Origin of the sequence: Pseudogemmobacter faecipullorum, assembly GCF_020539525.1 — a bacterium.
GTDB classification, from domain to species: Bacteria; Pseudomonadota; Alphaproteobacteria; order Rhodobacterales; family Rhodobacteraceae; genus Pseudogemmobacter; species Pseudogemmobacter faecipullorum.
This window is the reverse complement of record NZ_JACDXX010000016.1, coordinates 22,312-43,860: the sequence shown is the minus strand read 5'-3', so window position 1 is coordinate 43,860 and position 21,549 is coordinate 22,312. Positions and strand designations below refer to the sequence as shown.

Annotated in this window: 21 protein-coding genes; 10 read left to right on the top strand and 11 right to left on the bottom strand. The window is 64.2% G+C overall.

The features are described from left to right. The first annotated feature begins 48 nt into the window (after positions 1 to 48). Together H0485_RS15725 and H0485_RS15720 are read left to right on the top strand one after the other, a co-directional pair. Complete coding sequence (locus tag H0485_RS15725; protein ID WP_226936903.1) at positions 49 to 2,361, top strand: transglycosylase domain-containing protein; 2,313 nt, start codon at positions 49 to 51, stop codon at positions 2,359 to 2,361. 195 nt (positions 2,362 to 2,556) lie between these two features. Then, positions 2,557 to 2,997, top strand: a complete 441-nt coding sequence (locus H0485_RS15720) for a GNAT family N-acetyltransferase (RefSeq protein WP_226936902.1) — start codon at positions 2,557 to 2,559, stop codon at positions 2,995 to 2,997. A gap of 115 nt (positions 2,998 to 3,112) precedes the next feature. Here the strand turns inward: H0485_RS15720 and H0485_RS15715 are convergent, their stop codons facing one another. From H0485_RS15715 to dapA, 6 genes are all read right to left on the bottom strand, one after another. Beyond that, positions 3,113 to 4,288: an amino acid aminotransferase gene (locus H0485_RS15715; protein WP_226936901.1), complete on the bottom strand. Its 1,176-nt coding sequence runs from the start codon at positions 4,286 to 4,288 to the stop codon at positions 3,113 to 3,115. A gap of 51 nt (positions 4,289 to 4,339) precedes the next feature. Beyond that, positions 4,340 to 5,209: a 3-mercaptopyruvate sulfurtransferase gene (sseA, locus tag H0485_RS15710; protein ID WP_226936950.1), complete on the bottom strand. Its 870-nt coding sequence runs from the start codon at positions 5,207 to 5,209 to the stop codon at positions 4,340 to 4,342. A 158-nt stretch (positions 5,210 to 5,367) separates the two neighbouring features. Continuing rightward, complete coding sequence (locus H0485_RS15705) at positions 5,368 to 5,661, bottom strand: hypothetical protein (protein WP_226936900.1); 294 nt, start codon at positions 5,659 to 5,661, stop codon at positions 5,368 to 5,370. A 167-nt stretch (positions 5,662 to 5,828) separates the two neighbouring features. Beyond that, positions 5,829 to 6,311, bottom strand: coding sequence for an SsrA-binding protein SmpB (gene smpB, locus H0485_RS15700; RefSeq protein WP_226936899.1), 483 nt, complete (start codon positions 6,309 to 6,311; stop codon positions 5,829 to 5,831). 49 nt (positions 6,312 to 6,360) lie between these two features. Next, positions 6,361 to 7,239, bottom strand: a complete 879-nt coding sequence (locus H0485_RS15695; protein ID WP_435531512.1) for a DMT family transporter — start codon at positions 7,237 to 7,239, stop codon at positions 6,361 to 6,363. A 24-nt stretch (positions 7,240 to 7,263) separates the two neighbouring features. After that, on the bottom strand, positions 7,264 to 8,136 hold the full coding sequence (dapA, locus tag H0485_RS15690) for a 4-hydroxy-tetrahydrodipicolinate synthase (protein ID WP_226936898.1): 873 nt from the start codon (positions 8,134 to 8,136) through the stop codon (positions 7,264 to 7,266). Positions 8,137 to 8,305: 169 nt separating this feature from the next. On the opposite strand from dapA, the gene H0485_RS15685 reads away from it, so the two are divergent. The 4 genes from H0485_RS15685 (at position 8,306) to H0485_RS15670 (ending at position 12,682) form a co-directional block, all read left to right on the top strand. Next, positions 8,306 to 10,222 carry a lytic transglycosylase domain-containing protein gene (locus tag H0485_RS15685; RefSeq protein ID WP_226936897.1) on the top strand — a complete coding sequence of 639 codons (1,917 nt, stop codon included), beginning with the start codon at positions 8,306 to 8,308 and terminating at the stop codon, positions 10,220 to 10,222. A gap of 108 nt (positions 10,223 to 10,330) precedes the next feature. Further along, positions 10,331 to 11,467, top strand: a complete 1,137-nt coding sequence (locus tag H0485_RS15680) for an HPP family protein (protein WP_226936948.1) — start codon at positions 10,331 to 10,333, stop codon at positions 11,465 to 11,467. A 4-nt stretch (positions 11,468 to 11,471) separates the two neighbouring features. Beyond that, the gene (locus H0485_RS15675; protein ID WP_226936896.1) at positions 11,472 to 12,149 is read left to right on the top strand and encodes a flavin reductase family protein; all 678 of its coding nucleotides are present in this window, start codon (positions 11,472 to 11,474) and stop codon (positions 12,147 to 12,149) included. Between the two features lie 20 nt (positions 12,150 to 12,169). Continuing rightward, positions 12,170 to 12,682 carry a flavin reductase family protein gene (locus tag H0485_RS15670; protein ID WP_226936895.1) on the top strand — a complete coding sequence of 171 codons (513 nt, stop codon included), beginning with the start codon at positions 12,170 to 12,172 and terminating at the stop codon, positions 12,680 to 12,682. Positions 12,683 to 12,713: 31 nt separating this feature from the next. On the opposite strand, the gene H0485_RS15665 is transcribed toward H0485_RS15670, so the two are convergent. The 3 genes from H0485_RS15665 to H0485_RS15655 form a co-directional block, all read right to left on the bottom strand. Further along, entirely contained in the window at positions 12,714 to 13,136 is a 423-nt protein-coding gene (locus H0485_RS15665; RefSeq protein ID WP_226936894.1) for a hypothetical protein, read from the bottom strand. A 157-nt stretch (positions 13,137 to 13,293) separates the two neighbouring features. Continuing rightward, complete coding sequence (locus tag H0485_RS15660; RefSeq protein ID WP_226936893.1) at positions 13,294 to 14,343, bottom strand: sulfotransferase; 1,050 nt, start codon at positions 14,341 to 14,343, stop codon at positions 13,294 to 13,296. Then, on the bottom strand, positions 14,340 to 14,939 hold the full coding sequence (locus H0485_RS15655; protein ID WP_226936892.1) for a TetR/AcrR family transcriptional regulator: 600 nt from the start codon (positions 14,937 to 14,939) through the stop codon (positions 14,340 to 14,342). Before H0485_RS15655 ends, H0485_RS15660 begins: the two co-directional genes overlap by 4 nt. A 166-nt stretch (positions 14,940 to 15,105) precedes the next feature. On the opposite strand from H0485_RS15655, the gene H0485_RS15650 reads away from it, so the two are divergent. From H0485_RS15650 to H0485_RS15635, 4 genes are read left to right on the top strand one after another with little or no spacing between them, the layout of a single operon-like run. Next, positions 15,106 to 16,068 (top strand): 3-oxoacyl-[acyl-carrier-protein] synthase III C-terminal domain-containing protein, encoded by a 963-nt coding sequence (locus H0485_RS15650; RefSeq protein ID WP_226936891.1) that lies wholly within the window; start codon positions 15,106 to 15,108, stop codon positions 16,066 to 16,068. Next, on the top strand, positions 16,068 to 17,045 hold the full coding sequence (locus tag H0485_RS15645) for an NAD-dependent epimerase/dehydratase family protein (protein ID WP_226936890.1): 978 nt from the start codon (positions 16,068 to 16,070) through the stop codon (positions 17,043 to 17,045). The genes H0485_RS15650 and H0485_RS15645 overlap by 1 nt, the downstream gene beginning before the upstream one ends. Continuing rightward, a complete protein-coding gene (locus tag H0485_RS15640; protein ID WP_226936889.1) occupies positions 17,029 to 17,850 on the top strand; it encodes an MBL fold metallo-hydrolase in 822 nt (273 codons plus the stop codon). Before H0485_RS15645 ends, H0485_RS15640 begins: the two co-directional genes overlap by 17 nt. Beyond that, entirely contained in the window at positions 17,847 to 19,124 is a 1,278-nt protein-coding gene (locus tag H0485_RS15635; protein WP_226936888.1) for a F390 synthetase-related protein, read from the top strand. The genes H0485_RS15640 and H0485_RS15635 overlap by 4 nt, the downstream gene beginning before the upstream one ends. A gap of 60 nt (positions 19,125 to 19,184) precedes the next feature. Here H0485_RS15635 and H0485_RS15630 read toward each other — a convergent pair whose 3' ends face one another. Both H0485_RS15630 and H0485_RS15625 read right to left on the bottom strand, forming a co-directional pair. Beyond that, on the bottom strand, positions 19,185 to 20,378 hold the full coding sequence (locus tag H0485_RS15630) for a multidrug effflux MFS transporter (protein WP_226936887.1): 1,194 nt from the start codon (positions 20,376 to 20,378) through the stop codon (positions 19,185 to 19,187). A 138-nt stretch (positions 20,379 to 20,516) separates the two neighbouring features. Next, the gene (locus tag H0485_RS15625; protein WP_226936886.1) at positions 20,517 to 21,497 is read right to left on the bottom strand and encodes a class 1 fructose-bisphosphatase; all 981 of its coding nucleotides are present in this window, start codon (positions 21,495 to 21,497) and stop codon (positions 20,517 to 20,519) included. Positions 21,498 to 21,549: the final 52 nt, after the last annotated feature.

Genomic DNA, 21,549 nt, shown 5'->3' with positions numbered 1-21,549 from the left:
CCTGTCAGAGGTCGGAGCCGCCAGGTAAAGGCACGGGCATACAGACATATGGCAACGAGTGGCGGGGGCAGAGGCCCCCTGGTAGCAGACAAGCGTTATCCTTCGCGGGCTCCTTCCTCCGGCGGCGGCTCCGGGGGCGCCTCCGGGGGTGGCGGCACATCGGGCGGCGGACGCCAGCCGCCAAAGCCACCACCCTCGCGCCGCCCGGCCCCTAAACCGGCAGCCGCGAAAGCCCGGCGCCCGGCGCGCCGCCATGGCTTTATCATGGGAACATTCCTGTTCTTCTGGCGCATCATCTGGGCGGTGCTCTGGCGTGTGACCGCGGTTTCCGCCCTCGTTCTGGGCGGGGTGGTGTTTTATTTCTACAGCCAGCTGCCGCCACTCGACACTTTGCTGGACGGCCGGGCCCGAGGCTCGGTCACCATGCTCGACCGCGACGGTAAGGTCTTTGCCTGGCGGGGCGAGACTTTCGGCGGTCAGATCGACACCACGACCGTGTCGCCGCATCTGCATCACGCCATTGTCGCCACCGAAGACAAGCGCTTCTACTACCATCTCGGCGTCAGCCCGCGCGGCATTGCCAGCGCCATCCGGATCAACCTCTCGGAAGGGCGCAGTGCGTTTCAGGGCAATGGCGGCTCGACCATCACCCAGCAGGTGGCAAAACTCTTGTGCCTTGGGGTGAATTACGATCCGGCGCAGTGGAAATCCGAGGCGGAATATGAGCGCGACTGCCGCGGGGGCGGCATCAGGCGCAAGCTGAAGGAAGTGCCCTATTCGATCGCGATGGAGCTGAAATATTCCAAGGCGGATATTCTGACCATCTATATGAACCGCGCCTATCTCGGGGCGGGGGCGCGTGGCTTTGAGGCCGCAGCGCAGCGCTATTTCGGCAAATCGGCCGCCAATGTGACCCCGGCCGAAGCGGCAATGCTGGCCGGTCTGCTCCAGGCCCCCTCGGCCCTGGCCCCGACCGCCAACCTCGGGCGCTCGCAGACCCGCGCCAATGTGGTGATCGGTCTGATGGAAGAGCAGGGCTATCTGACCAAAGCCGAAGCCGATGAGGCCCGGGCCAACCCCGCCCAGCTTTCCGAAGCGGCGCGGCAGAAGAACGGTGGCTATTTCGCCGACTGGCTGATGGAGACCACGCCCGATTACCTGGCGCGCGACACCACTGAGGATGTGATCATCGAAACCACGCTGGATCAGGGGCTGCAGAGCCAGTCCGAAGCGGCTCTGAAATCGGTCTTCGACACCAAGGTCAAAGAGGGTTCGACCGCCCAGGCGGCGATTGTGGTGATGAGCTCAGACGGGGCGGTGCGCGCCATGGTCGGCGGCCGGGCGATCCCGCGCGCCGGTGACTTTAACCGCGCCACTATGGCTTTGCGCCAGACCGGCTCGGCCTTTAAGCCCTTCGTCTATGCGGTGGCGATGGATCTGGGCTACAGCCCGATGGATTACGTCGATGACGCGCCCTATACGATCAACGTTCCCGGATCCGGCCCCTATAGCCCGAAGAATTACGACGGCAAATTCAAGGGCATGATCACCCTGACCCAGGCCCTGGCCGAAAGCCGCAATATTCCGGCGGTGAAGATCTCAGAGCTGGTGGGCCGCGATCTGGTGCGCAAGGTTGCGACCGAATTCGGCGTGGCCTCAAAAATGGCCGATGGTCCGGCCCTTGCGCTTGGGGCCAGTGAATCAACGCTGATCGAAATGACCGGCGCCTATGCCGGCATTCTGAACGGCGGATCTTCGGTGACCCCCTACGGGCTGCGCCGCCTGCGGCTGCAGGGCGAGGATGAAGAACTGTTCGGCCAGGGCGGCGGCATCGGCGAGCGGGTGATCTCGGAAGAGGCGGCCCATGCGCTGATCTATATGATGAGCGAGGTCATGACCTCGGGCACCGGCGGTAGGGCACGCCTGCCCGACCGCGAATCCGCAGGCAAGACCGGCACCACCAACTCGTCACGCGACGCCTGGTTCGTCGGCTTTACCGCTGATTATGTGGTGGGGGTCTGGCTCGGCTATGACGATAACCGGCCGCTGACCGGCGTCACCGGCGGCGGTCTGCCGGCCGAAATCTGGAAAGAGGTGATGCTGCGGATCAACAAAGGGGTGCCACCGATGCCCCTGCCGAAAGCCGTGCCGCAGAACACGGTTCAGGGTGGCAATCCGGCGCTTGGTCCCTCGCCCGATATCGGCGGCGTGGACCGGCCGATCATGCCCGAGGAAGTGCCCTATTTCGATGGCTCGAACGCCCCGGTCTATCAGGGCGGCTCGAACCAGGAAGGCATGCCGGATGCCCGGCGTCAGGAAGAGATTGACCGCGCGATCCGCGAAGCGCTCGGCATGAACTGACGGGGCGCGCCCCGCTTCTGCATCCGGGGCGCCCGCAATTCTGATGCCCTGCCCGGTCTCCGGGCAGGGCAGAGCCAGAGACCGGCCTGGCTTTACAGGCTTTGCGCCCAATGACTATATTTCGCGCCGCCCCATGCCGCTGGCACCGCGCCCCCTGCTGAGGCACGCAGGCTATTTCACATAACAGGATTGCCGATGTCAGTGACCATTCGCCCCCTTTGCCCGGCCGATGAGCCCGTGTGGCGGCAGCTCTGGACGCAGTATCTGGAATTTTATGAATCCAGCGTCCCCGAGCAGGTCTATGAAACCACCTTCAAAAGGCTGACCGACCCGGAAGTGAAGGCCCAGTTTGGCCTGATCGCCGAGGCTGAGGGCCGGGCGATTGGCCTGGTGCACGGTATTTTCCACCCGCATAACTGGCGCGTGGAAGAGGTCTGCTATCTTCAGGATCTGTTCGTCAGCCCCGAGGCGCGCGGCACCGGGGCCGGACGGGCTTTGATTGAGGCGGTCTATGCACGGGCCGATGCCAATGGCACCCCGGCTGTGTACTGGCTGACCCAGGAATTCAACGCCACGGCGCGCCAGCTCTATGACCGCATCGCCAGAGTAACGCCTTTCATCAAATATCAGCGCTGAGGCTGCTGCGGCTTTCCAGGGGCGCGGGCCCTGGTCCGGAAAGCCCGGCCATCCGTCATGAAAAAACCCCGCCAGGATCCTGCCGGGCGGGGTTTATTATTTGTGCGGGCCCGCTTCAGAGCACCGAAGCAATAGCCTTTGCCAGAACCGGCACGGTGTCTTTGTTCAGACCGGCGATATTGATCCGCGAATCGCCGACCATATAGACCGCATGTTCTTCACGCAGACGGTTCACCTGGGCCTCGCTCAGGCCCAGACGCGAGAACATGCCGCGGTGATGCGCCACGAAATCAAAGCGATCCGAATTGCTGGCCTTGCGCAGCTCTTCCGCCAGCTGCACCCGCAGGTTCAGCATATTCAGGCGGGTCTCTTCCAGCTCGGCCTTCCAGTCAGCGGTCAGAGCCGCATCCTCAAGGATCGTGGTCACGATCCGCGCGCCGTGATCGGGCGGGAAGGAATAGGTCTGGCGGTTGAGGAAGTTGAGATTGGCCTGGACCACGGCCTTACGATCCGCCGAACTAAGCGCGATGACGAGGCCTGCACGCTCGCGGTAGATGCCGAAGTTTTTCGAGCAGGACGCCGCGATGATGACTTCCGGGAAAGCTGCCGCCACTTTGCGGGTCGCCTCGGCATCGGCGTCAAGCCCGTCGCCAAAGCCCTGATAGGCCAGGTCGACCATCGGCACGGCCTTTTTGGCCTGGAGAAGCGCGATCACCTGATCCCATTGCGCCATGGTCAGATTGGCGCCGGTCGGGTTGTGGCAGCAGCCGTGCAGCAGCACGAGATCGCCCTCTTTCACCCCATCGAGATCAGCGAGCATCGCGTCGAAATCAACACCCGAGGTCGCAACGTCGAAATAGCGATATTCCGCCATTTCGATCTTCAGGAACTTCAGGATCGACGGATGGTTCGGCCAGGTCGGGGCCGAGAGCCAGACTTTGAGATCCGGATTGGCCAGACGGGCCAGTTCAAAGCCCTGGCGCAGCGCGCCGGTCCCGCCCGGGGTCGAGGCCGAGGCCAGACGATCGCCATAGCCCTCGCCGAGGATCAGGCCAGACAGCGCCGCATTATAGCCGGGCTCGCCCGCCAGAGCAGTATAGGTCTTGGTGGTCTCTGCCTCCCAGATCTTCTTCTCGGCCGCCTTCACGGCGCGCATCACCGGAGTGAGGCCAGTCGCGTCTTTATAGACGCCGACACCAAGATCGATCTTGCCGTCGCGCTTGTCCTCACGGAACATCGCGATGAGTTGCAGGATTTTATCCTGCGGCTGGGGGTTCAGAGCCTCGAGCATTTTATCCTCTTCTCAACAGGCTTGGCCGGATCCCTTCTGGGAAACCGCGCCCTATTCTGCCGGTCCGGTAGCGACCGGCAAATCCTCATACATGCCCCATTCGGCCCAGGAGCCGTCATAGAGCGACCAGTCCCGATGGCCGATGCGTTCCAGCGCCAGCGCCAGCACGGCGGCAGAAATCCCCGAGCCGCAGCTGGTGATCACCGGCCGCGCCAGGTCGACGCCTGCGGCCTCAAAGGCGGCTTTCAGCTCGGGCACCGGTTTGAGCGTGCCATTGGCGGCGATCAGCTCGGCATAGGGCAGATTGAGCGCGCCGGGAATATGCCCCGGGCGCAGGCCCGGACGCGGCTCGGCCACCTCGCCGCGGAAGCGCGGGCCAGGGCGGGCATCCACCACAACCGCCTGTTTGAGTTTGGCGGCATGGGCGACCTGGGTCACATCCCGTACCAGCTGGTTCTGGCGAGAGGTGGTCATATGCCGGTCCCGGATCACCGGCGGCAGATCGTCAACCGGGCGTCCTTCGGCCTGCCATTTCGGCAGACCACCATCCAGCACCGCCACATCAGTCTTGCCCATCAGGCGGAAGGTCCACCAAACCCGGGCCGCGGCGAAAACCCCGGAGGAATCGTAGACCACCACCTGATGCCCGTCGCCGATGCCCATCGCCCGCAACCGGGACATGAACTTCTCAACCGGGGGGGCCATATGCGGCAGGTTGGAACGGCTGTCGGAAATTTCGTCGATATCAAAGAACCGCGCGCCGGGAATATGCCCGGCGAGATATTCGGCCCGGGGATCGCGGGCGACGCCCGGCATGAACCAGCTGGCATCCAGAATCCTCAGATCCGGATCCTTCAGATGCTTGCCAAGCCAGTCAGTCGAGACCAGAGTCATCGGATCATCACTCGGAGAAGGGGTCATCGCCATCGGTGCCTCAGGTCCAGGATCGAACGGATTGCTTCCCCTATATCCCCCAGAGATCATCATGCAAGCCCGCGCGGGCCTGTGAGTGCGGATTCAGAATCGCAGCCGCGTGAAAACCCTCCGCAGCCGGAGCGCGGAGGGCTGTTTCGCCTTTCTCAGCGCGCCAGAGTCTTTTTGATCGCCCCGACAATGGCCACCAGAATGCCGCCCCCGGCGCCGCCGCCGACGATACTCTGGATCAGGGCGGCCGTGTCGAACCCGGCCCCCCCGCCTGCCGCCGCACCGCCAAGGCCCAGCAGAGCCAGGATCTGTGCGCCGCCAAAGCCGCCAATAAGGCCGATGATTGAGTTCAGGGCAGTGCCCATACTGATATTCTTAAGTCCTGCCCCTGCTGCATTGCCGCCGACAAGTCCGGCAACCAGCTGAAGAAGCAATTGCATCGGTTCCATCAGAACATCCCTCCTGAAGCCGGTTTGCTCCGGCTTTGCACCCGGCGGGACGGCTGGTGCCGCCCCCGGGCAGCAAGATGCTGCCTGATCCGCAGCCTTCTGGCAAATGTTGTGTTTGCGCAGCGAGACACCACCATATCAGCCCTTAGCAAGGGCTGATGCCGGTCTCAGCCCTGATGACCCTGCTTCATGATCCGGGCTTTCTGGCGATCCCAGTCCCGCTTGGCGCTGGTTTCACGCTTATCCGCCAGCTTCTTACCCTTGGCCACACCGAGGGCAATTTTCACCATGCCGCGCTCATTGAAATAAAGCCGCAAGGGGACAATGGTCATGCCCTCACGCGCGGTGGCCGACCACAGACGCGAGAGTTCCCGCTTTGAGACCAGCAGCTTACGGCGACGGCGCTCTTCATGGCTGTCCCAGGCATTCGACTGGCGATAGGGCGCGATATAGCCGTTGATCAGCCAGAGTTCGCCCCCCTCGACCGAGGCATAGCTGTCGGCGATATTCGAGCCGCCCAGCCGCAGGCTTTTCACTTCCGACCCCTGGAGCACAATCCCCGCCTCCAGGTCGCTTTCGATATGATAATCGAACCGCGCCCGGCGATTTTCAGCAATCAGTCTGGAATTAGGATCGTGTTTTTTCTGCATGATCCTGTGGAAATAGGCGATGGCGTGCGCTGAGGCAAGCGGGCCGGACTCAGCTTTGGGCTCTGCGCGCGCGGATCAGCGCATAAAGCCCACTGCCGACAATCATCGCGCTGCCGGCAAGGGTCATTGTATCCGGCCGCTCCCCCAGCAGCAAAACCGCCAGGATCAGAGCAAACAGCAGGCGCGTGTAGCGGAAGGGGGCCACGGCCACCAGCTCGCCGGTGCGCATCGCCGCGGTCAGCGCGTGATAGCCTGCCACGCCGAAGACCGTCGCCCCGAGGATCAGCCCGGCCTCACGCAGATCGGGCAGGCGCGCGCCTTCGCTGAAGCCCAGAACAATCAGCCCGGCGATGCCCAGCATGGTGAAACCAGCCGTGCCCAGCTGGCGGTTCGACAGGGTTCTCGGTGCGGCGCGCGTCGCCAGATCGCGCCCGGCAAAGCCCAGCATTCCGGCCAGGGCCAGCAAAGACAGCACAGAGAAGCCATCAAGCCCCGGACGCAGCACCACAAGCACCCCGAGAAAGCCAAAGCCCACCGCCGACCAGCGTCGCCAGCCCACTTTCTCGCCAAAGAACATCGCCGCGCCCGCCACCACCATCAGCGGTGTGGCCTGAAGAATCGCCACCACACCGACCATAGGCGTCAGGGCAATCGCCAGCGAATAAAACAGCCGCCCCGAAATCTCGAGGACCGAGCGGATCAGCATGGGACGGCAGAGAAAAGCGCGGGGCAGAGCCGCCTCACCGGCGCGAAACGCCAGCAAAGCGAAGAAAACCGCGCCGGAAAAGCCCATGATCACCATGATCTGCCCGATCGGCAGGCTGGCGGCGGCTTTTTTCAGAAACAGATCCTCAACCGCGAATCCCGCCATCGAAAGGCTCATCAGCCCCGCGCCGCGCAGATTGGCGGAGGCACCGGCAGCCTTCACTGCCGGGCCCGCAATCGGATGGGGTCAGAGCAGACCGGCATGTTGCATCGCGACGCGGATGCGCGCTTTGGTGCCCTCGCTCAGGCCGACCAGCGGCAGGCGGACCTCTTCGCTGCAGCGTCCCAGCAGCGAGAGCGCATATTTGGCCCCGACCAGACCCGGCTCGATGAAGATAGCCTCATGCAGCGGGAACAGACGATCCTGGTATTCCAGCGCGGTTTTGAAATCGCCGCGCAGCGTGGCGGCCTGGAATTCAGCGCAGAGCTTCGGTGCGATATTCGCCGTGACCGAAATCGCGCCATGACCACCATGGGCGTTGAAGGCCAGGGCGGTATCGTCATTGCCGGAAAGCTGAATGAAATCAGGGCCGCAGCTCTGGCGCTGCTGGCTGACTTTCTCGATTTTTCCGGTCGCGTCTTTCACCCCGACGATGCGGCGCAGTTTGGCCAGCTCGCCCATGGTTTCGGGGGTCATATCAATGACCGAGCGGCCCGGGATATTATAGATCACAATCGGCAGATTGCAGGCATCATGCAGCGCGGTGAAATGCGCGATCAGGCCAGCCTGGTTCGGTTTGTTGTAATAAGGCGTGACCACCAGGGCCGCATCGGCGCCAACGCGCTCGGCATGCTGGATCAGGCGGATGCCCTCGGCAGTGTTGTTTGAGCCGGCCCCGGCAATCACCGGCACGCGACCGGCAGCGAATTTCACCACCGCCTCGATCACTGCCTCATGTTCTTCATGGGTCAGGGTCGGGCTTTCGCCGGTGGTGCCGACCGGAACGAGGCCGGTCGAGCCCTGCTCGATCTGCCAGTCGACCAGCTTCTTCAGCGTATCCATATCCAGTGCGCCGTCCTTGAACGGCGTAACCAAAGCGGGGATTGATCCCTGGAACATGGTACGCATCTCCTGATAATGGGCTTAGGGGGCCTCTCGCCCCTCTGTGTAACGTCGACTTCCTTAGCGGTGCAAAAGCCGCTTGCCAAGCGCGAGTGACAGGCAGGAAGCCCCGTTCTGACAGGATCGTGGCTTGTCGCCAAACCAGGGCTTTGGCAGAGTCACCGCCATGACCCTCCTGCTCCGACTGCTTCTCATTGCCAGCCTTGCCGCGCCGCTGCCGCTGCGGGCGGATCCCGCCGCACAGCTCTCCACGGCGCTGGATCTGCTGCGCAAGGAACAGTGGCAGGAGGCGCTTGCCGCCGCACCCGAGGGGCTCGGCCGCGATTTCGTGCTCTGGTCCTGGCTGCGCGACGGCGAGGGGCGGCTCGGGGATTACGAGGATTTCCTTAAACGCCGCCCGGACTGGCCCGGCCTCGCCTTATTGCGCCGCAAGGGAGAGGAGGCGGTCACCCGCTCCCGGACCCCGGCGCGGGTTGTGGCCTATTTCGCCGGAAATCCGCCCAGAACCGGGGCTGGCGCTGTGGCCCTCGTCAGCGCCTATCGGGCGCTGGGTCAGCCGTCCATGGCCGAGACCGAGGCAATGCGGGCCTGGGCCGAGCTGTCGCTGAGCGCCGAGGAAGAGGCCAGCCTGCAACTGCTGATGCCCGAAGCTGTGGCCATGGTGCATGAATTGCGGCTCGAGACCCTGCTCTGGGAAGGGCGCCGGGCCGAGGCTTTGCGGATGCTGCCACGGGTGCCCGAGGGCAGGCGTAAACTCGCCGAGGCGCGGCTGGCTCTGCGCAGCGATCAGCCCGGGGTTGACAGGCTGATCGAGGCCATACCTGCCGCGCTTCAATCTGACCCCGGCTTGGCCTATGAGCGCTTCACCTGGCGGATGCGGCGTGATCTTTACCCCGAAGCCGCCACGCTGATCCTTGCGACGGCGCCCGATCAGCTGGGCCGGGCCGGGGACTGGGCGCCGCGTCGCGCCCTGCTGGCCCGCTGGCTGCTGCGTCAGGACCGCGCTCAGGATGCCTATCGGGTGGCCTCCCGCCACGGGCTGAGCGCGGGATCAGCCTATGCCGATCTTGAATTCCTTGCCGGCTTTATCGCGCTGCGCCGGCTGAATGACCCTGAAACGGCGCTGCGCCATTTCGGCCATCTGCGCCAGGGGGTCTCGACCGCAATCTCGGTGGCGCGGGCCGATTACTGGCAGGGCCGCGCCGAAGAGGCGGCCGGGCGCAAGGCGCAGGCCGAGGCGCATTACCGCACCGCCGCCCGGCATCAGACCGCCTATTACGGCCTGCTCGCCGCCGAGAAACTGGGGCTGGAGCTGGATCCGGCGCTGCTGGATGACCGCCAGGCCCAGGGCTGGGAGCAGTCACGTTTTGCCAGCTCATCGGTTCTGCAGATGGCCCGGCTGCTGCTCGCTGCCGATAACCGCGCCGAGGGGAAGCGCTTCCTGCTGCATCTGGCGGAAAGTCTCGATACCAGCGAGATCGCGCAGCTGGCCGAGATGGCGCTGCAGATGGACCAGACCCATATCGCCCTTGTGCTGTCGAAACAGGCCGCCGAGCGCGGTGCCATTCTGACCCGCAGCTATTACCCGCTGACCCGCCTTGTGCCGGAGGGGCTGAGGGTCAGCCGGGCGCTGGCGCTGGCGATTGCCCGGCGCGAAAGCGAATTTGAGCCCATCGCCAGGTCTTCGGCCAATGCGCGTGGCCTGATGCAGGTGCTGCCCGAAACAGCCGAGCGGATGGCGAAAGACATCGGCCTGACCTATTCGCTGTCGAAACTTTATGACCCCGGTTTCAATGCCCAGGTCGGCTCGGCCTATCTGGCGAAACTGGTCGAGGAATTCGGCCCCTCGATCGCGCTGGTCGCCTCGGGCTATAATGCCGGGCCGGGGCGTCCGCGGCGCTGGATCACCGAATTCGGTGATCCGCGACGCCCCGATGTCGATGTCATCGACTGGGTCGAGAGCATCCCCTTTGCCGAAACCCGCACCTATGTGATGCGGGTGGTTGAGGGGGTGGTGATCTACCGCGCCAAGCTGCGGGGCAGCCCTGGCCCGGTACGGGTAACCGCCGAGCTGAAGGGCTGAGGCCGTTCAGAGCCGCCGCGCCGGTTTTGCCCCGGCCCGACACAGCAGCGCTTGCAGCCCCCGCCCGGATCGGCTCTCTGAGAGCTGAATCTGGCGGAGGGCCGAGTGATGCACCGAAAAATCGCCCATGCCGGGCCGGCAATGGCCTTTGCCGGCTGGAAGGAAACCCTGCGCGCCAGCATCGGTGTCAGTCTTGGGATGCTGGCCCTGGCGCTGCTGCTGGCCCCGGACCTGCCCAGCGCCCGCTTTGGCCTGTTTCTGATTGCGCCTTTCGGGGCAAGCGCGGTTTTGCTGTTCGCGCTGCCAAACAGCCCGCTGGCCCAGCCCTGGTCGGCGGTGATCGGCAACAGCGTCTCGGCCCTGGCGGCGCTGGCGCTGCTGATGCTGACCGACAATCATCTGCTGCAGATCATTATCGCGCCCGGACTGGCGGTTCTGGTGATGATGCTCTGCCGTGCCCTGCATCCGCCCGGCGGGGCGGTTGCTCTGCTCGCCGTGCTCAACCCCGAACCGCTGCTGCAGAGCGGCTGGCTCTATGTACTGGCCCCGGTCGCGATCGGCACCCTCGCCCTCGTCCCGGTCGCCGCCCTTTTCGCGCATCTGACCGGCCGGCATTACCCGTTCCGTCAGCCCGCCGCCCCGGCGGCCGATCCGGCACCGCTCGACCGGCTGGCGCTGTCGCGCGCTGAGCTGTCGGACCTGCTGCTCGACTATCGCCAGAGCGCCAATATCGGGGTCGAGGATCTGGCCCGGCTGATTGCCGCCGCCGAGCGCCTGGCCGCAAGCCATGAGAGCGATCATCTGACCGCCGCAGATATCATGTCGCATGACCTTGTCACGGTGACGCCGGAGACGCCGTTCTATCAGCTGGCCGATATCTTCCGCGACCGGGGCTTTTCCTCGCTGCCGGTGACCGGGCCGGGCCAGGTCTATGAAGGGGTGATCTTCCCGATCCATCTGATCCGCGCCGGCCAGGCCGAGGCGGCGCGCAGCCAGAGCCGGTTTTCACGCGCCCTCGCCGCATTGCTGCGCCCGGACAATGGCCAGCCGCTGCGCGCCGCGGCGGTGATGGACCGCGAAGTGCCCTGCCTCGGGCCGGATGCGCCGCTGCCGCAGCTGCTTTCACTGCTGGCAGAGGGGCGTAACGATGCCGTACCCGTGCTTGAAGGTGCGAGGATCATCGGTATTGTCACCCGCACCGATCTGATCGCCGCACTGGCACGACGGCGTGGAAGCGAGACCTGAAGCAATGTATTTCGATTTTTCCGCCCTTGGTGAGGGCATTGCCTATAAGCTGATGACCGCCTGCGTCACGCCAAGACCCATCGCCTGGGTGGTCAGCCAGAGTGAGGCAGGGGAGATCAATGCCGCGCCTTTCAGCTTTTTCAATCTGCTCGGCGATGCGCCCCCGACCCTTGTCCTCGGCCTGACCGGCAAAGCCGATGGCACACTGAAACACAGCGCCCGCAATATCCTCGCGACCCGCGATTTCGTGGTGAATCTGGTTCCCGCTGCGCTGCTTGATGCGATGAACCTGACCGCCATTGATGCGCCGGACGGGGTGAATGAGCTGGAACTGGCCGGGCTGAGCCCTGCGCCCTCGACCCGGATCGCGCCGCCCCGCATCGCGGCAAGCCCGGTGGCTTTTGAATGCCGTCTGGCCCATGCGGTTGAGACCGGCCCCGGGCAATATGCGCTGATCGCCACCATTCTGGCGATGCATATTGCGGATAGCGTCGTGCTCGATGCGGCGCGCGGCCATATCGATGCCCCGGCGCTCGATCTGATTGCCCGCTCCTTCGGCCCTGAATATCTGCGGCCCGGCGAAAGACTGCAGCGCGAACGGCCGCGCTGGCAGAACCACCCTGCGGCTGCCCCCTCGTCTCAGCCGCAAAATCATGCGAAGGGAGGGGCAGAGCAGGGGTGATGTGGGTACAGGGGTGAAACATGGATCATGAACTGCGCGATTGCTTCATCGAGGGGATGAGCCGCGCCGCGACTTTTGTCGCCGTGGCCACGACCGATGGTGAGGCCGGGCGTTTTGGCGTGACGATCAGCTCGCTGACCTCGGTTTCGGCGGATGGTGAGCATCCCTCGCTGCTGGCCTGTATCCATCACCGCAGCTCGACCGCAGCCGCCATCCTGAAGAACCGGGCTTTCTGCGCCAATCTTCTGCATGAGGGCCAGCAGGATGTCGCCAATCTTTTCGCCGGTCGCGCCGGGCTGGCCAATCATGACGAACGGTTTGACCGCGCCAGCTGGGAGACCGGCAGCCTGGGCCAGCCGATGATCAGCGGGGCAACGGCGGTTTTTGAATGCCGCCTGGCCACCGCCCTCTACTGGGAGACCCACCATATTTTTGTGGGACACGTCACCTCGGTCACTTTGTCAAAAGATCCCGAAGCCCTGCTCTATGGCGGGCGCGGCTATCGCCGGGCGGTAAACTTCCCCGGCAGCTGAGCTGCCAAGGGCACAGGCCGGAGGCCCAGGCTCAGCATTCGGCATAGCCCAGACGGATCAGCTCTGCCCCCGAAAGGGTCAGATAGCCGGCAATCTCATAGCGCGCCGCCTGCAGATACCAGCTGCGCAGAGGCTCACGGTAATATCCAGCCATCAGCCGCGACCAGCGCTCAAACTCGGGCCGGGCCAGCGGCCGGCCATATGAGCTCGGCCCATGAAAGCCGAGCCGCGCCCTGCGACTGACGCAGACAGTCTCAAGCCCCAGATACAGGGTGCAGGCCGAATAACAGCGACCGCGCAATTCAACCCTTACCCCTGCCAGCCGCAGCTCTTGCACCGCCCGGCTGCGTTCCGCCAGCAGGCCGCCAGTATCGTCGCTTATGACCAGAACAGCACGACTGCCCTCTCCCGCGGCCAATATGCGGCCAGGCATGGCCAGCACAGATATCAGCACCCAAAGCCATGCCTGGCGGCACGCTGAACCCTGCCTCACCAGCACCACCCCACAGATACGGCAGCCGTGCCGTGACGGGCCCCCACCCGCAGCTGTGGATACCAGCTTGCCACAGAATGGTTAGGATCCTGGTGACAGATCCTGGCTGAACAGGGTTTTAAACATTAAAATCCAACCCGGCCTGGCGGGCTGCGCGCAGCCTGGCGAAGGCCTGCTCTCCCGGTTCACAGGCCGCGACAAGGGCCGCGCGATCCTTCGGCTCCAGCCGGGCTGAGCGGGAGGGGCGCTGCTCCGGCAGGGCCGAGGCAGCGCTGAGCCAGGGCTCTGGCGCGCCGCCCGTCAGAAAATACCCCAGCCGCGCCAGGTTTTCCGCCGGATGCGCCACCAGCTCTTCATATTCCAGCACCATAAGCTGTGGCCCCGGCAGATCCTGCAAAGCAGCGCAGCCACGCTGCATCATCTCTGACCAGAACCGCGCCATCCCGACAGGATCGGGCGCGGTATCGAGAATCCTTTGAACCGGAAGCAGCCAGCTGAAACGCTGCAGAACCGGCCAGATCCCTCCCCGGCCATAATGATGGTCTGGCGCCAGAAAATCGAGCCCGATACGGCGGAAATGCTGCCAGCTGTACAGCGCCAGGCGCGCCGCCGGGTAATCGCACATCGACAGAACCGTCTCGGCGCCGCTGCGATGCAGCAGCACAAAGCGCGCGTCCGGGAACAGCCGGCGCAGGGTTCTGGCCGCAACCAGCGAGCCACCCGAGCGCTCCACCGGCACCTCCTGCCCCGCGCCTTGCTTCAATGCCGCAAATAACGCCAGATAATGCGCCTGAATGCTCTGAACTGGCCATGTCAGAGCCTGTTTTCGTAAAGTTTCAAACAAAGCATCCGGCCTGTCGGTCAGATGCGGCAGTGCCACCTGCAACAGCGGCGGGCAGGCGAAGGGGTCATATCTGTTGCCCTGCTGACTGCCGTAGAGAAACTCACGCGGGGCTCGCTGCGGATTGCCAAGCGCCGCACCGAGCCGGTCCGCCTGGCCGATCACGCGCCAGAAGGCCGCCCCGCTGAGTGGCCGCGGTGAAAAGGCCCTGGCCCCGGCAGTTGAAAACACTTCCGACAGGCTCAGCACCTCCGGATGCAACCGCAGGATCTGTGAAACAAGGGTCGAGCCGCAGCGCCCCGAGCCGAGGATAAAGGCGGGCTTCACGAAGCAGATCGCAGGCTGAGCAGGATCATATCCAGCACTGCCGCCGCAACCGAGACGGCGCTCTGCCGGGTCAGCAGATCGAGGCGGCGTTCCAGATCCAGCGCCACCGCGCCATGCACTGCAACGTAAAGCTGCTCGGCCAGATGATCCGCCCGCTCCGCGCTCAGCCCGGGCGCATATTGCCCGAGCAGACCGGCCAGCTTCTGCTTCAGCCCGGCAATCGCCGCGACATACCAGTCCGGAAACTGCTCGCGCTGACGCAGCCCACCGAAAATCGCCTGCCAGAGCGCCGGATTTTGTTGCATGAAAGCGATATAGGCCGCGGTCAGATGGTGCAGTTTTTCCGCCGGATCTGCGGCATCGGGCAATTGTGCAAACAGCTCTTCAAGCCGCAGCAGCGTGTCGCGGTTCAGCTCCATCAGCAGGTCCGACATCGAACCGAAGACGTTATAGATCGAGGCCGCCGTATAGCCGACCTCCCGCGCAACGGCCCGAGCGGTCAGCCCCTCAGCCCCCTCACGGCTGAGAATCTGCCCTGCCGCCCGCAGGATCTCTTCACGCAGCTGCGCCCGGGGCACACGTTGGGGTCGGCTCATGCGGGGCTCACCATAGTTATTTAACGGCGTTCAAAAATATTCTTGACCGAGATAGCGGCTTCGGTCAATGGTTAATGAACGGCGTTCATTAAGATGCAGCATGGGTTCAGAGATGACAGATTTTTCCAGAGCACCAGCGCTGCGAATCCTTGGAACCGGGCGCTATATGCCGCGACGCCGCCTGACTTCGGCCGAAGTCGACCGCAATCTTGGCTGGGCTGAGGGGACGACAGCCGCACGCTACGGGCTGGAAAGCCGCGCCGTCGCCGCAGCTGACGAAACCAGTTCGATGATGGCAGCGGCGGCGGCTGAGGCAGCACTTGCTGCCGCCGGCCTCGAGGCCAGTGCGCTGGATCTGATCCTTGGGGCCTGCGGGGTGATGGAGCAGCCGATCCCCTCAACCGCCACCCTGGTCCAGCGCCGCCTGAACCTCTGTACCTCCGGCATCCCCGCTTATGATGTGAATGCGACCTGCCTCAGCTTTGTCCAGGCGCTCGAGCTGGCGGCGCTGAAAATCGCCGCAGGTCAGGCCAGAAAAGTGCTGGTATTTTCAGCCGATATCGCCTCGGCCGGGCTTAACTGGAGCCAGCCGGATTGTGCCGCGATCTTTGGCGACGGCGCCGCTGCCGTGGTTCTGGGCGCGGATCCCGATCCGCCCCCTGGTCAGGGGGTGCTGGCCAGCCGGATGGAGACCTATAGCATCGCCAGCGCAGCCTGCAGGCTGGAAGCTGGGGGCACCAGGATCACCCTGCAAAGCGATCCGGCACGGCTGCACCAGGGCGCGGTGTTTCAGATGGACGGCCGCGCCGCCCTGCGCCACAGCTCGCGCTATCTGCCCGGCTTTCTCAGAAAGCTGCTGGACCAGGCCGGGGTAAAACTGGGTGATTTAGCCTGCATAGTGCCACATCAGGCCAGTGCACCCGCGCTAGAACATGGACTTGCGCGGCTGGGTTTGCCCGGGGAAAAGGTCATCCGCATCTTCGCCGACAGCGGCAATCAGATCGCCAGCTCGATCCCCTCGGCCCTGCATGAAGCGATCATCACTGACCGGCTGCAACGTGGCGAGCTTGTGCTTTTGCTCGGCACATCAGCGGGCATTTCGCTCGGCGGCATGGTGCTGCGTTACTGATGGGTCAGATCCTTGTCACCGGCGCCACAGGCTGCCTCGGCGCAGAAATCACCCGTCAGCTGCTGGCGGCGGGGCAATCCGTGCTGGCCCAGGGGCGCGATGCCAGGATCGGCCAGCGCCTGTCAGCAGAGGGGGCCAGGTTTCTGACCCTCGATCTCACCAGCCCGGCTGCGCTGCGCCCGCATCTCGCCGGGATCGACACAATTTATCACTGTGCCGCGCTTTCCTCGGCCTGGGGCCCCGCCGCAGCGTTTCAGGCGCTGAATGTTGAGGCCACCGCCCGTTTACTGGCTGCCGCACGCGAGGCCGGGGTCAGCCGGTTTATCTTTGCCTCTTCCCCCAGCATCTGCTCCGATGGCAGCCACAGGCTGAACCTGACGGAAAGCGCCCCCCTGCCCCTACGCCAGTTCAGTCACTATTCACGCACAAAAGCCGTATCTGAGGCGATGGTAAGGCAGGCCGATATGCCTGGCGCGATGCGCTGCGTTGCGTTGCGGCCGCGCGCGATCTATGGCCACGGCGACCGGGCGCTGATGCCAAGGCTGCTGCAGGCCCTGCAGCGTGGCAAGGTGCCGCTGATTGATGCTGGCCAGGCCCTGATCGATCTGACTCATGTCTCGGATGCAGCCCGCGCCATGATCCTCGCCGCGCAGCAGGCCGGGCCAGCGGGTGGCCAGGTTTTCAATATTTCTTCGGGAGAGCCCTGGCGATTTGTCGATCTGCTCGATCAGATCTGCGCGCATTTCGGCCTGTCGCCCAAGCGCATTCCCATTCCCTATCGCCTTGCTCTGACGCTTGGCCATGCGCTTGAGACCTGCCATCGCCTGTTCAGGCCCGATCAGGAGCCGCTGCTCACCCGCCAGGCGGTGATAGCGCTTGGGCGCAGCATGACCCTGAATCTCACTGCAGCGCGTGAGCAGTTAGGCTACAGGCCACAGGTCGGCCTGAGAGAGGGGATTCGTGACTATACTGCCTGAAATGACAGCTTTGCAGATCGGCCATTGCAAGGCACCCGCCTTTGCGGCGCGGCGTGACGCTGGCCTGCGCCCCATTCGCTTTCCTGCCGGAGCGGCCCTGATCCGCCGCACCGCACTGGGCAGTTTGCTGTTTGACACTGGCTATGGCGCAGCGTTTTTTACTGCGACGCAAAGCCTGCCCGAGCGGTTCTATCGCTGGACCACCCCCACCCGGCTGCTGCCCGCAGAAAGCCTCGAGCGTCAGCTGTCGCGGCTGCAGGCCTGGCCCGATCTGGTGCTGCTGTCCCATCTGCATGCCGATCATGTCTGCGGCCTGTTCGACCTGGCCAGATTGCCGCCGGTGCTGACATCGCGCGAGGCCTGGAACGCGCTGCAGCAGGGCGGGCGCCTGGCCACGCTGAAAGCCGGCTGCCCCGAGCTGGTGCGGCGCAGGCTGCTGAGCCTGAAGCCGCGGTTTATCGAGGATTACCCCACCATTCCTTCGCCGCTCTCAGACTGGCTGAGCGGGCCTTGCTATGATCTGGCGGGCGATGGCAGCCTGCTTGCCCTGCCGCTGCCCGGCCATGGCGCAGGACAGTTCGGACTGCTGCTGCCACAAACCACGACCGGGCCACAGTTTCTGATCTCCGACGCGGCCTGGAGCCGGGCGGCGCTCAGAGACCAGGTTCCGCCACCCGATGCCATCATCCGTCGCCTTGGTGTGCCCGGGGACTACAGCCGGACCTTCCGCTCGCTCTGCGCCCTTTCGCGCGGCAGGCCCGATATCGGCCTCTGGCCATCGCATTGCCCGGAGGCATTTTCGTGACCCCCTTTTCGGCGTTTCGTATCACGCGCTATGGGCGAGGCTTCAGCTCGCGTGAGGCGATTCAGGCATGGCAGGCGCATGGGATGGCGCGGCTGCGGCAGAAGATCATGCCGCTGTCGCCTTTCTATGCCCGATATGCCGAAAGCCGGATGGCAGACTGGCCGATCATGACCAAGGCCCTGCTGATGGCGCATTTCAGCGAGATCAATACCTGCGGCATCGACCGCGATGCTGCGATGGCGCTGGCCCTGAAGTCGGAAGAAACCCGGAATTTTGAGCCGATGATGGGTGAGATCGCGGTTGGCCTGTCGACCGGCACCTCGGGGCAGCGCGGGCTGTTTCTGACCAGCCGCCATGAGCGGGCGCTCTGGGCCGCGGTGATCTGCGGCCGGTTCTGGCCCTTCCCGCTGCTGCAGCGCCAGCGGGTTGGCTTTTTTATGCGCGCCGATAATGCGCTCTATCGCCGGGTGGCCAATCCGCTGCTGAAGTTTCACTTTTTCGATCTTCTGAACCCGTTCTCCGACAATATGGTCGGGTTGCAGAAGCTGCAGCCCAGCATTCTGGTCGCCCCCGCCACCATGCTGGCGCAGATCGCCCGGGCACAGCAGCGCAACCAGATCGGGATTGCTCCGAAACGTCTGATCTCGGTCGCAGAGGTGCTTTCACCCGAAGATTCAGCCTGTATAGAGACTATTTTTGGCCGCAAGCCCGATCAGGTCTACCAGGCGACCGAGGGATTGCTTGCCTATAGCTGCCGCGCCGGAAACCTGCATCTCAATGAGCGCTTCGTGAAATTTGGCCGCGATGTGCTCGACAGCGAAACCGGGGCCTTCTGCCCGATCGTCACCGATTTTACCCGCAGCAGCCTGCCGATCCTGCGCTATCGTCTCGATGATGTGCTGTTTCCCGATCCCGAGCCATGCCCCTGCGGCTGCGCCAGCCAGCGCATTGCGCGGATCGAGGGACGGGCGGATGATATCCTGTGGTGGCAGGGTCATGACGGAAAACAGCGACTGATCGCCTCGGATCTGCTCCGCCAGATGGTTGCGACCCTGCCGGTGCCGGTCCGCGATTACCGGGTTATTGCCGAGGAGGAGCTGCTGACGGTCTGGCTCGACACTTCCCTGCCCGAAATCGCCTTTCCGGCCCTGCGCAGCAAATTCGAAACCCTGGCGCAGCAGCACAGCTGCATCCTGCCCGAGCTGAAAATCCGCCGGGGCCTGCCGGTTGAAACCGGCGCCAAGCGACGCCGGGTCACGGTGATCCGCCGCTGAGCCGGGGCCCCGGTCTGGTCCTGGCCGCTCAGAGCTGCCCCTCTCAGCGGCCAGAGGGTTTCACGTGAAAAAACGCAGACGCGGCAATGACATAAAAGCCGAAACCCAGGCGAGCAGCGCCGAAAGCGCAATCACCGGCACCATGGTTGCGGTGCTGTTGTCGAGGAAGGGGCCGCAGATCGCAATCATCGCGCCGCCGGTCAGCATCTGGATGGTTCCGCCCAGCGATGAGGCCATACCCGCAATCGTCGGATGCGGGTCCAGCGCCATCACGGTCGCGGTTGGCATCACCAGCCCGAGGAAGCCAAAACCCAGCCCCAGCCCGGCCTGCAGCAGCCACAGCGACTGTGCCCCGGCCAGGATCAGCAGCGCGAGCAGGACAAGCGTGGCGGTGAAGCCGGTCACAGCGAGGGAAATCACCCGCTCCATCCCGTAGCGCGCTGTCAGCCGCCCGGCAAATTGCGAGGCGGCAAAAAAGCCGATCGCATTCACCCCGAAGGCCAGGGAAAACTGGGTCGGGCTCAGCTGATACTGCTCGGTATAGACAAAACTGGCGGTGGCGAGAAAGACAAAGAAGGCCGCCATGCCAAAGCCGTTAATCATGGTCAGCCCCATGAAACGCCGGTCTGTCAGCAGGATTTTCGCCGCCTCCAGCATCGGCAGGATACGCACCGGGCGGCGGTTCTCTGGCTTCAGGGTTTCGGGCAGCATCAGGCAGGTCAGCAGGAACACCAGGCAGCTGACCACCGCCAGAAGCAGGAAAATCTCACGCCAGGTGCCGCCGCTGGCCATAATGGCCGAGCCACCCAGCGGAGCCAGCAGGGGCGAGACCGCAATCACGATCATGATCCCCGCCATCATCCGCGCCGCATCCGGCCCCGAGGCCATATCGCGGATCACCGCACGCGGCACCACCATCAGCGTCGCGGCGCCAAAGCCCTGAATGGCACGGGCGACCAGCAGCCAGGACATGTCCGGGGCAAAGGCTGCACCGAAAGTGGCGAGGATGAAGATCGCCATCCCCAGAAGGATCGGCTTTTTACGGCCAATCGCATCCGCCATAGGCCCGTAAAGCATCTGCGCGATGCCAAAGGTAATGAAATAGGCGGTCAGGGTCAGCGCGGCCCTGGCCTCATCCACCCCCAGATCGCGCGCCACCGAGGGCAGGGCCGGAAGATACATATCGATCGCGAAAGGACCGACGGCGGAAAGCACGCCCAACAAAAGGGCCATACGAAACAACGGATCGCGCATAGAAATTTGCCTGTAACGGGCTGCGCCGAACCATAATATCAGCACAGCGGATTGCCACGCGGCCTGAAAGCCGACAGCGGTCTGGGCGCAGTTGCTCAGACTTTTTCGCCAGGGGCAAGCTTTGGTGGCAGGCCCGCCTTACTCCTGGCGCAGATATCTGCCGATCAAAGCCACTTCCTCACGCGCGCCAAAGACCAGCGGGCAATGTTCATGCTCAGCCTCTGGCAGGCGGTCCAGGATCGGATTGCGCCCGTCACTCGCCGCGCCGCCGGCCTGTTCGATCAGGAAAGCAATCGGGAAAGCCTCATAAAGCGTGCGCAGCCGGCCACGCTCATAGCCTTTGCGCGCATCGGCCGGGTAAAGAAACGCCCCGCCCTCGATCAGGATCCGGTGCAGATCCCCGGCCGCGGCAGCCAGCCAGCGCATATTGAAATCACGGCCGCGCGGACCGGATTTTCCCAGCCGCATATCCCTGGCCCAGGCCTGAAGACCCGGCTCCCAATGCTGCTCGTTTGAGGCATTATAGGCAATGACCTTTGCCTCGGGCGGCAGCTGCAGCTGCGGACGGGTCAGGCGAAATTCGGCGGTCGCAGGGTCGAATGAAAAGAGATCGACCCCTGCCCCGAGCGAGAAACCGTAATCCAGCGAATGGCCGAAAGAGGCATAGCCCGCGGCGACAATCTCACGACCCTTGCGCAAAAAACCGGCCGGATTATGCGGGAAGATAGCAAAGAACAGGCCCAGAGGCGCCCCGATCCCGATCGAGTTTGAGCCATCGATCGGATCCATCGCCACATCCCACAGACCCTGTGGGTTCAGCCCGGTCACCGCATCGGCCTCTTCTGACAATACCCGGGCCACGCCCGCGTCTTTCAGAAATTCCAGCACATAATGATGCGCCGCGACATCCATCGCTTTTTGCTTATCACCGCTGTCATTCACCCCGACAGTCGCCGCCGGATCACCATAAAGCCGGCCCGCCGCCAGCCGCGCGGCAATGCCCGGCAGCGCAGCGGCAAAAGCTGCGATCACCTCAGCCGGGCCGGACCGGCCCGCCAGATGATCAGCGAGAAGCACACCCTCTGGGGCGCGATCACCGGGAAGCTGCAGCTTTTTCATGGGTCTGACCTCTGATCTGACGGGGCGCGCGCATCGGTTGGGAGGAGGAGGC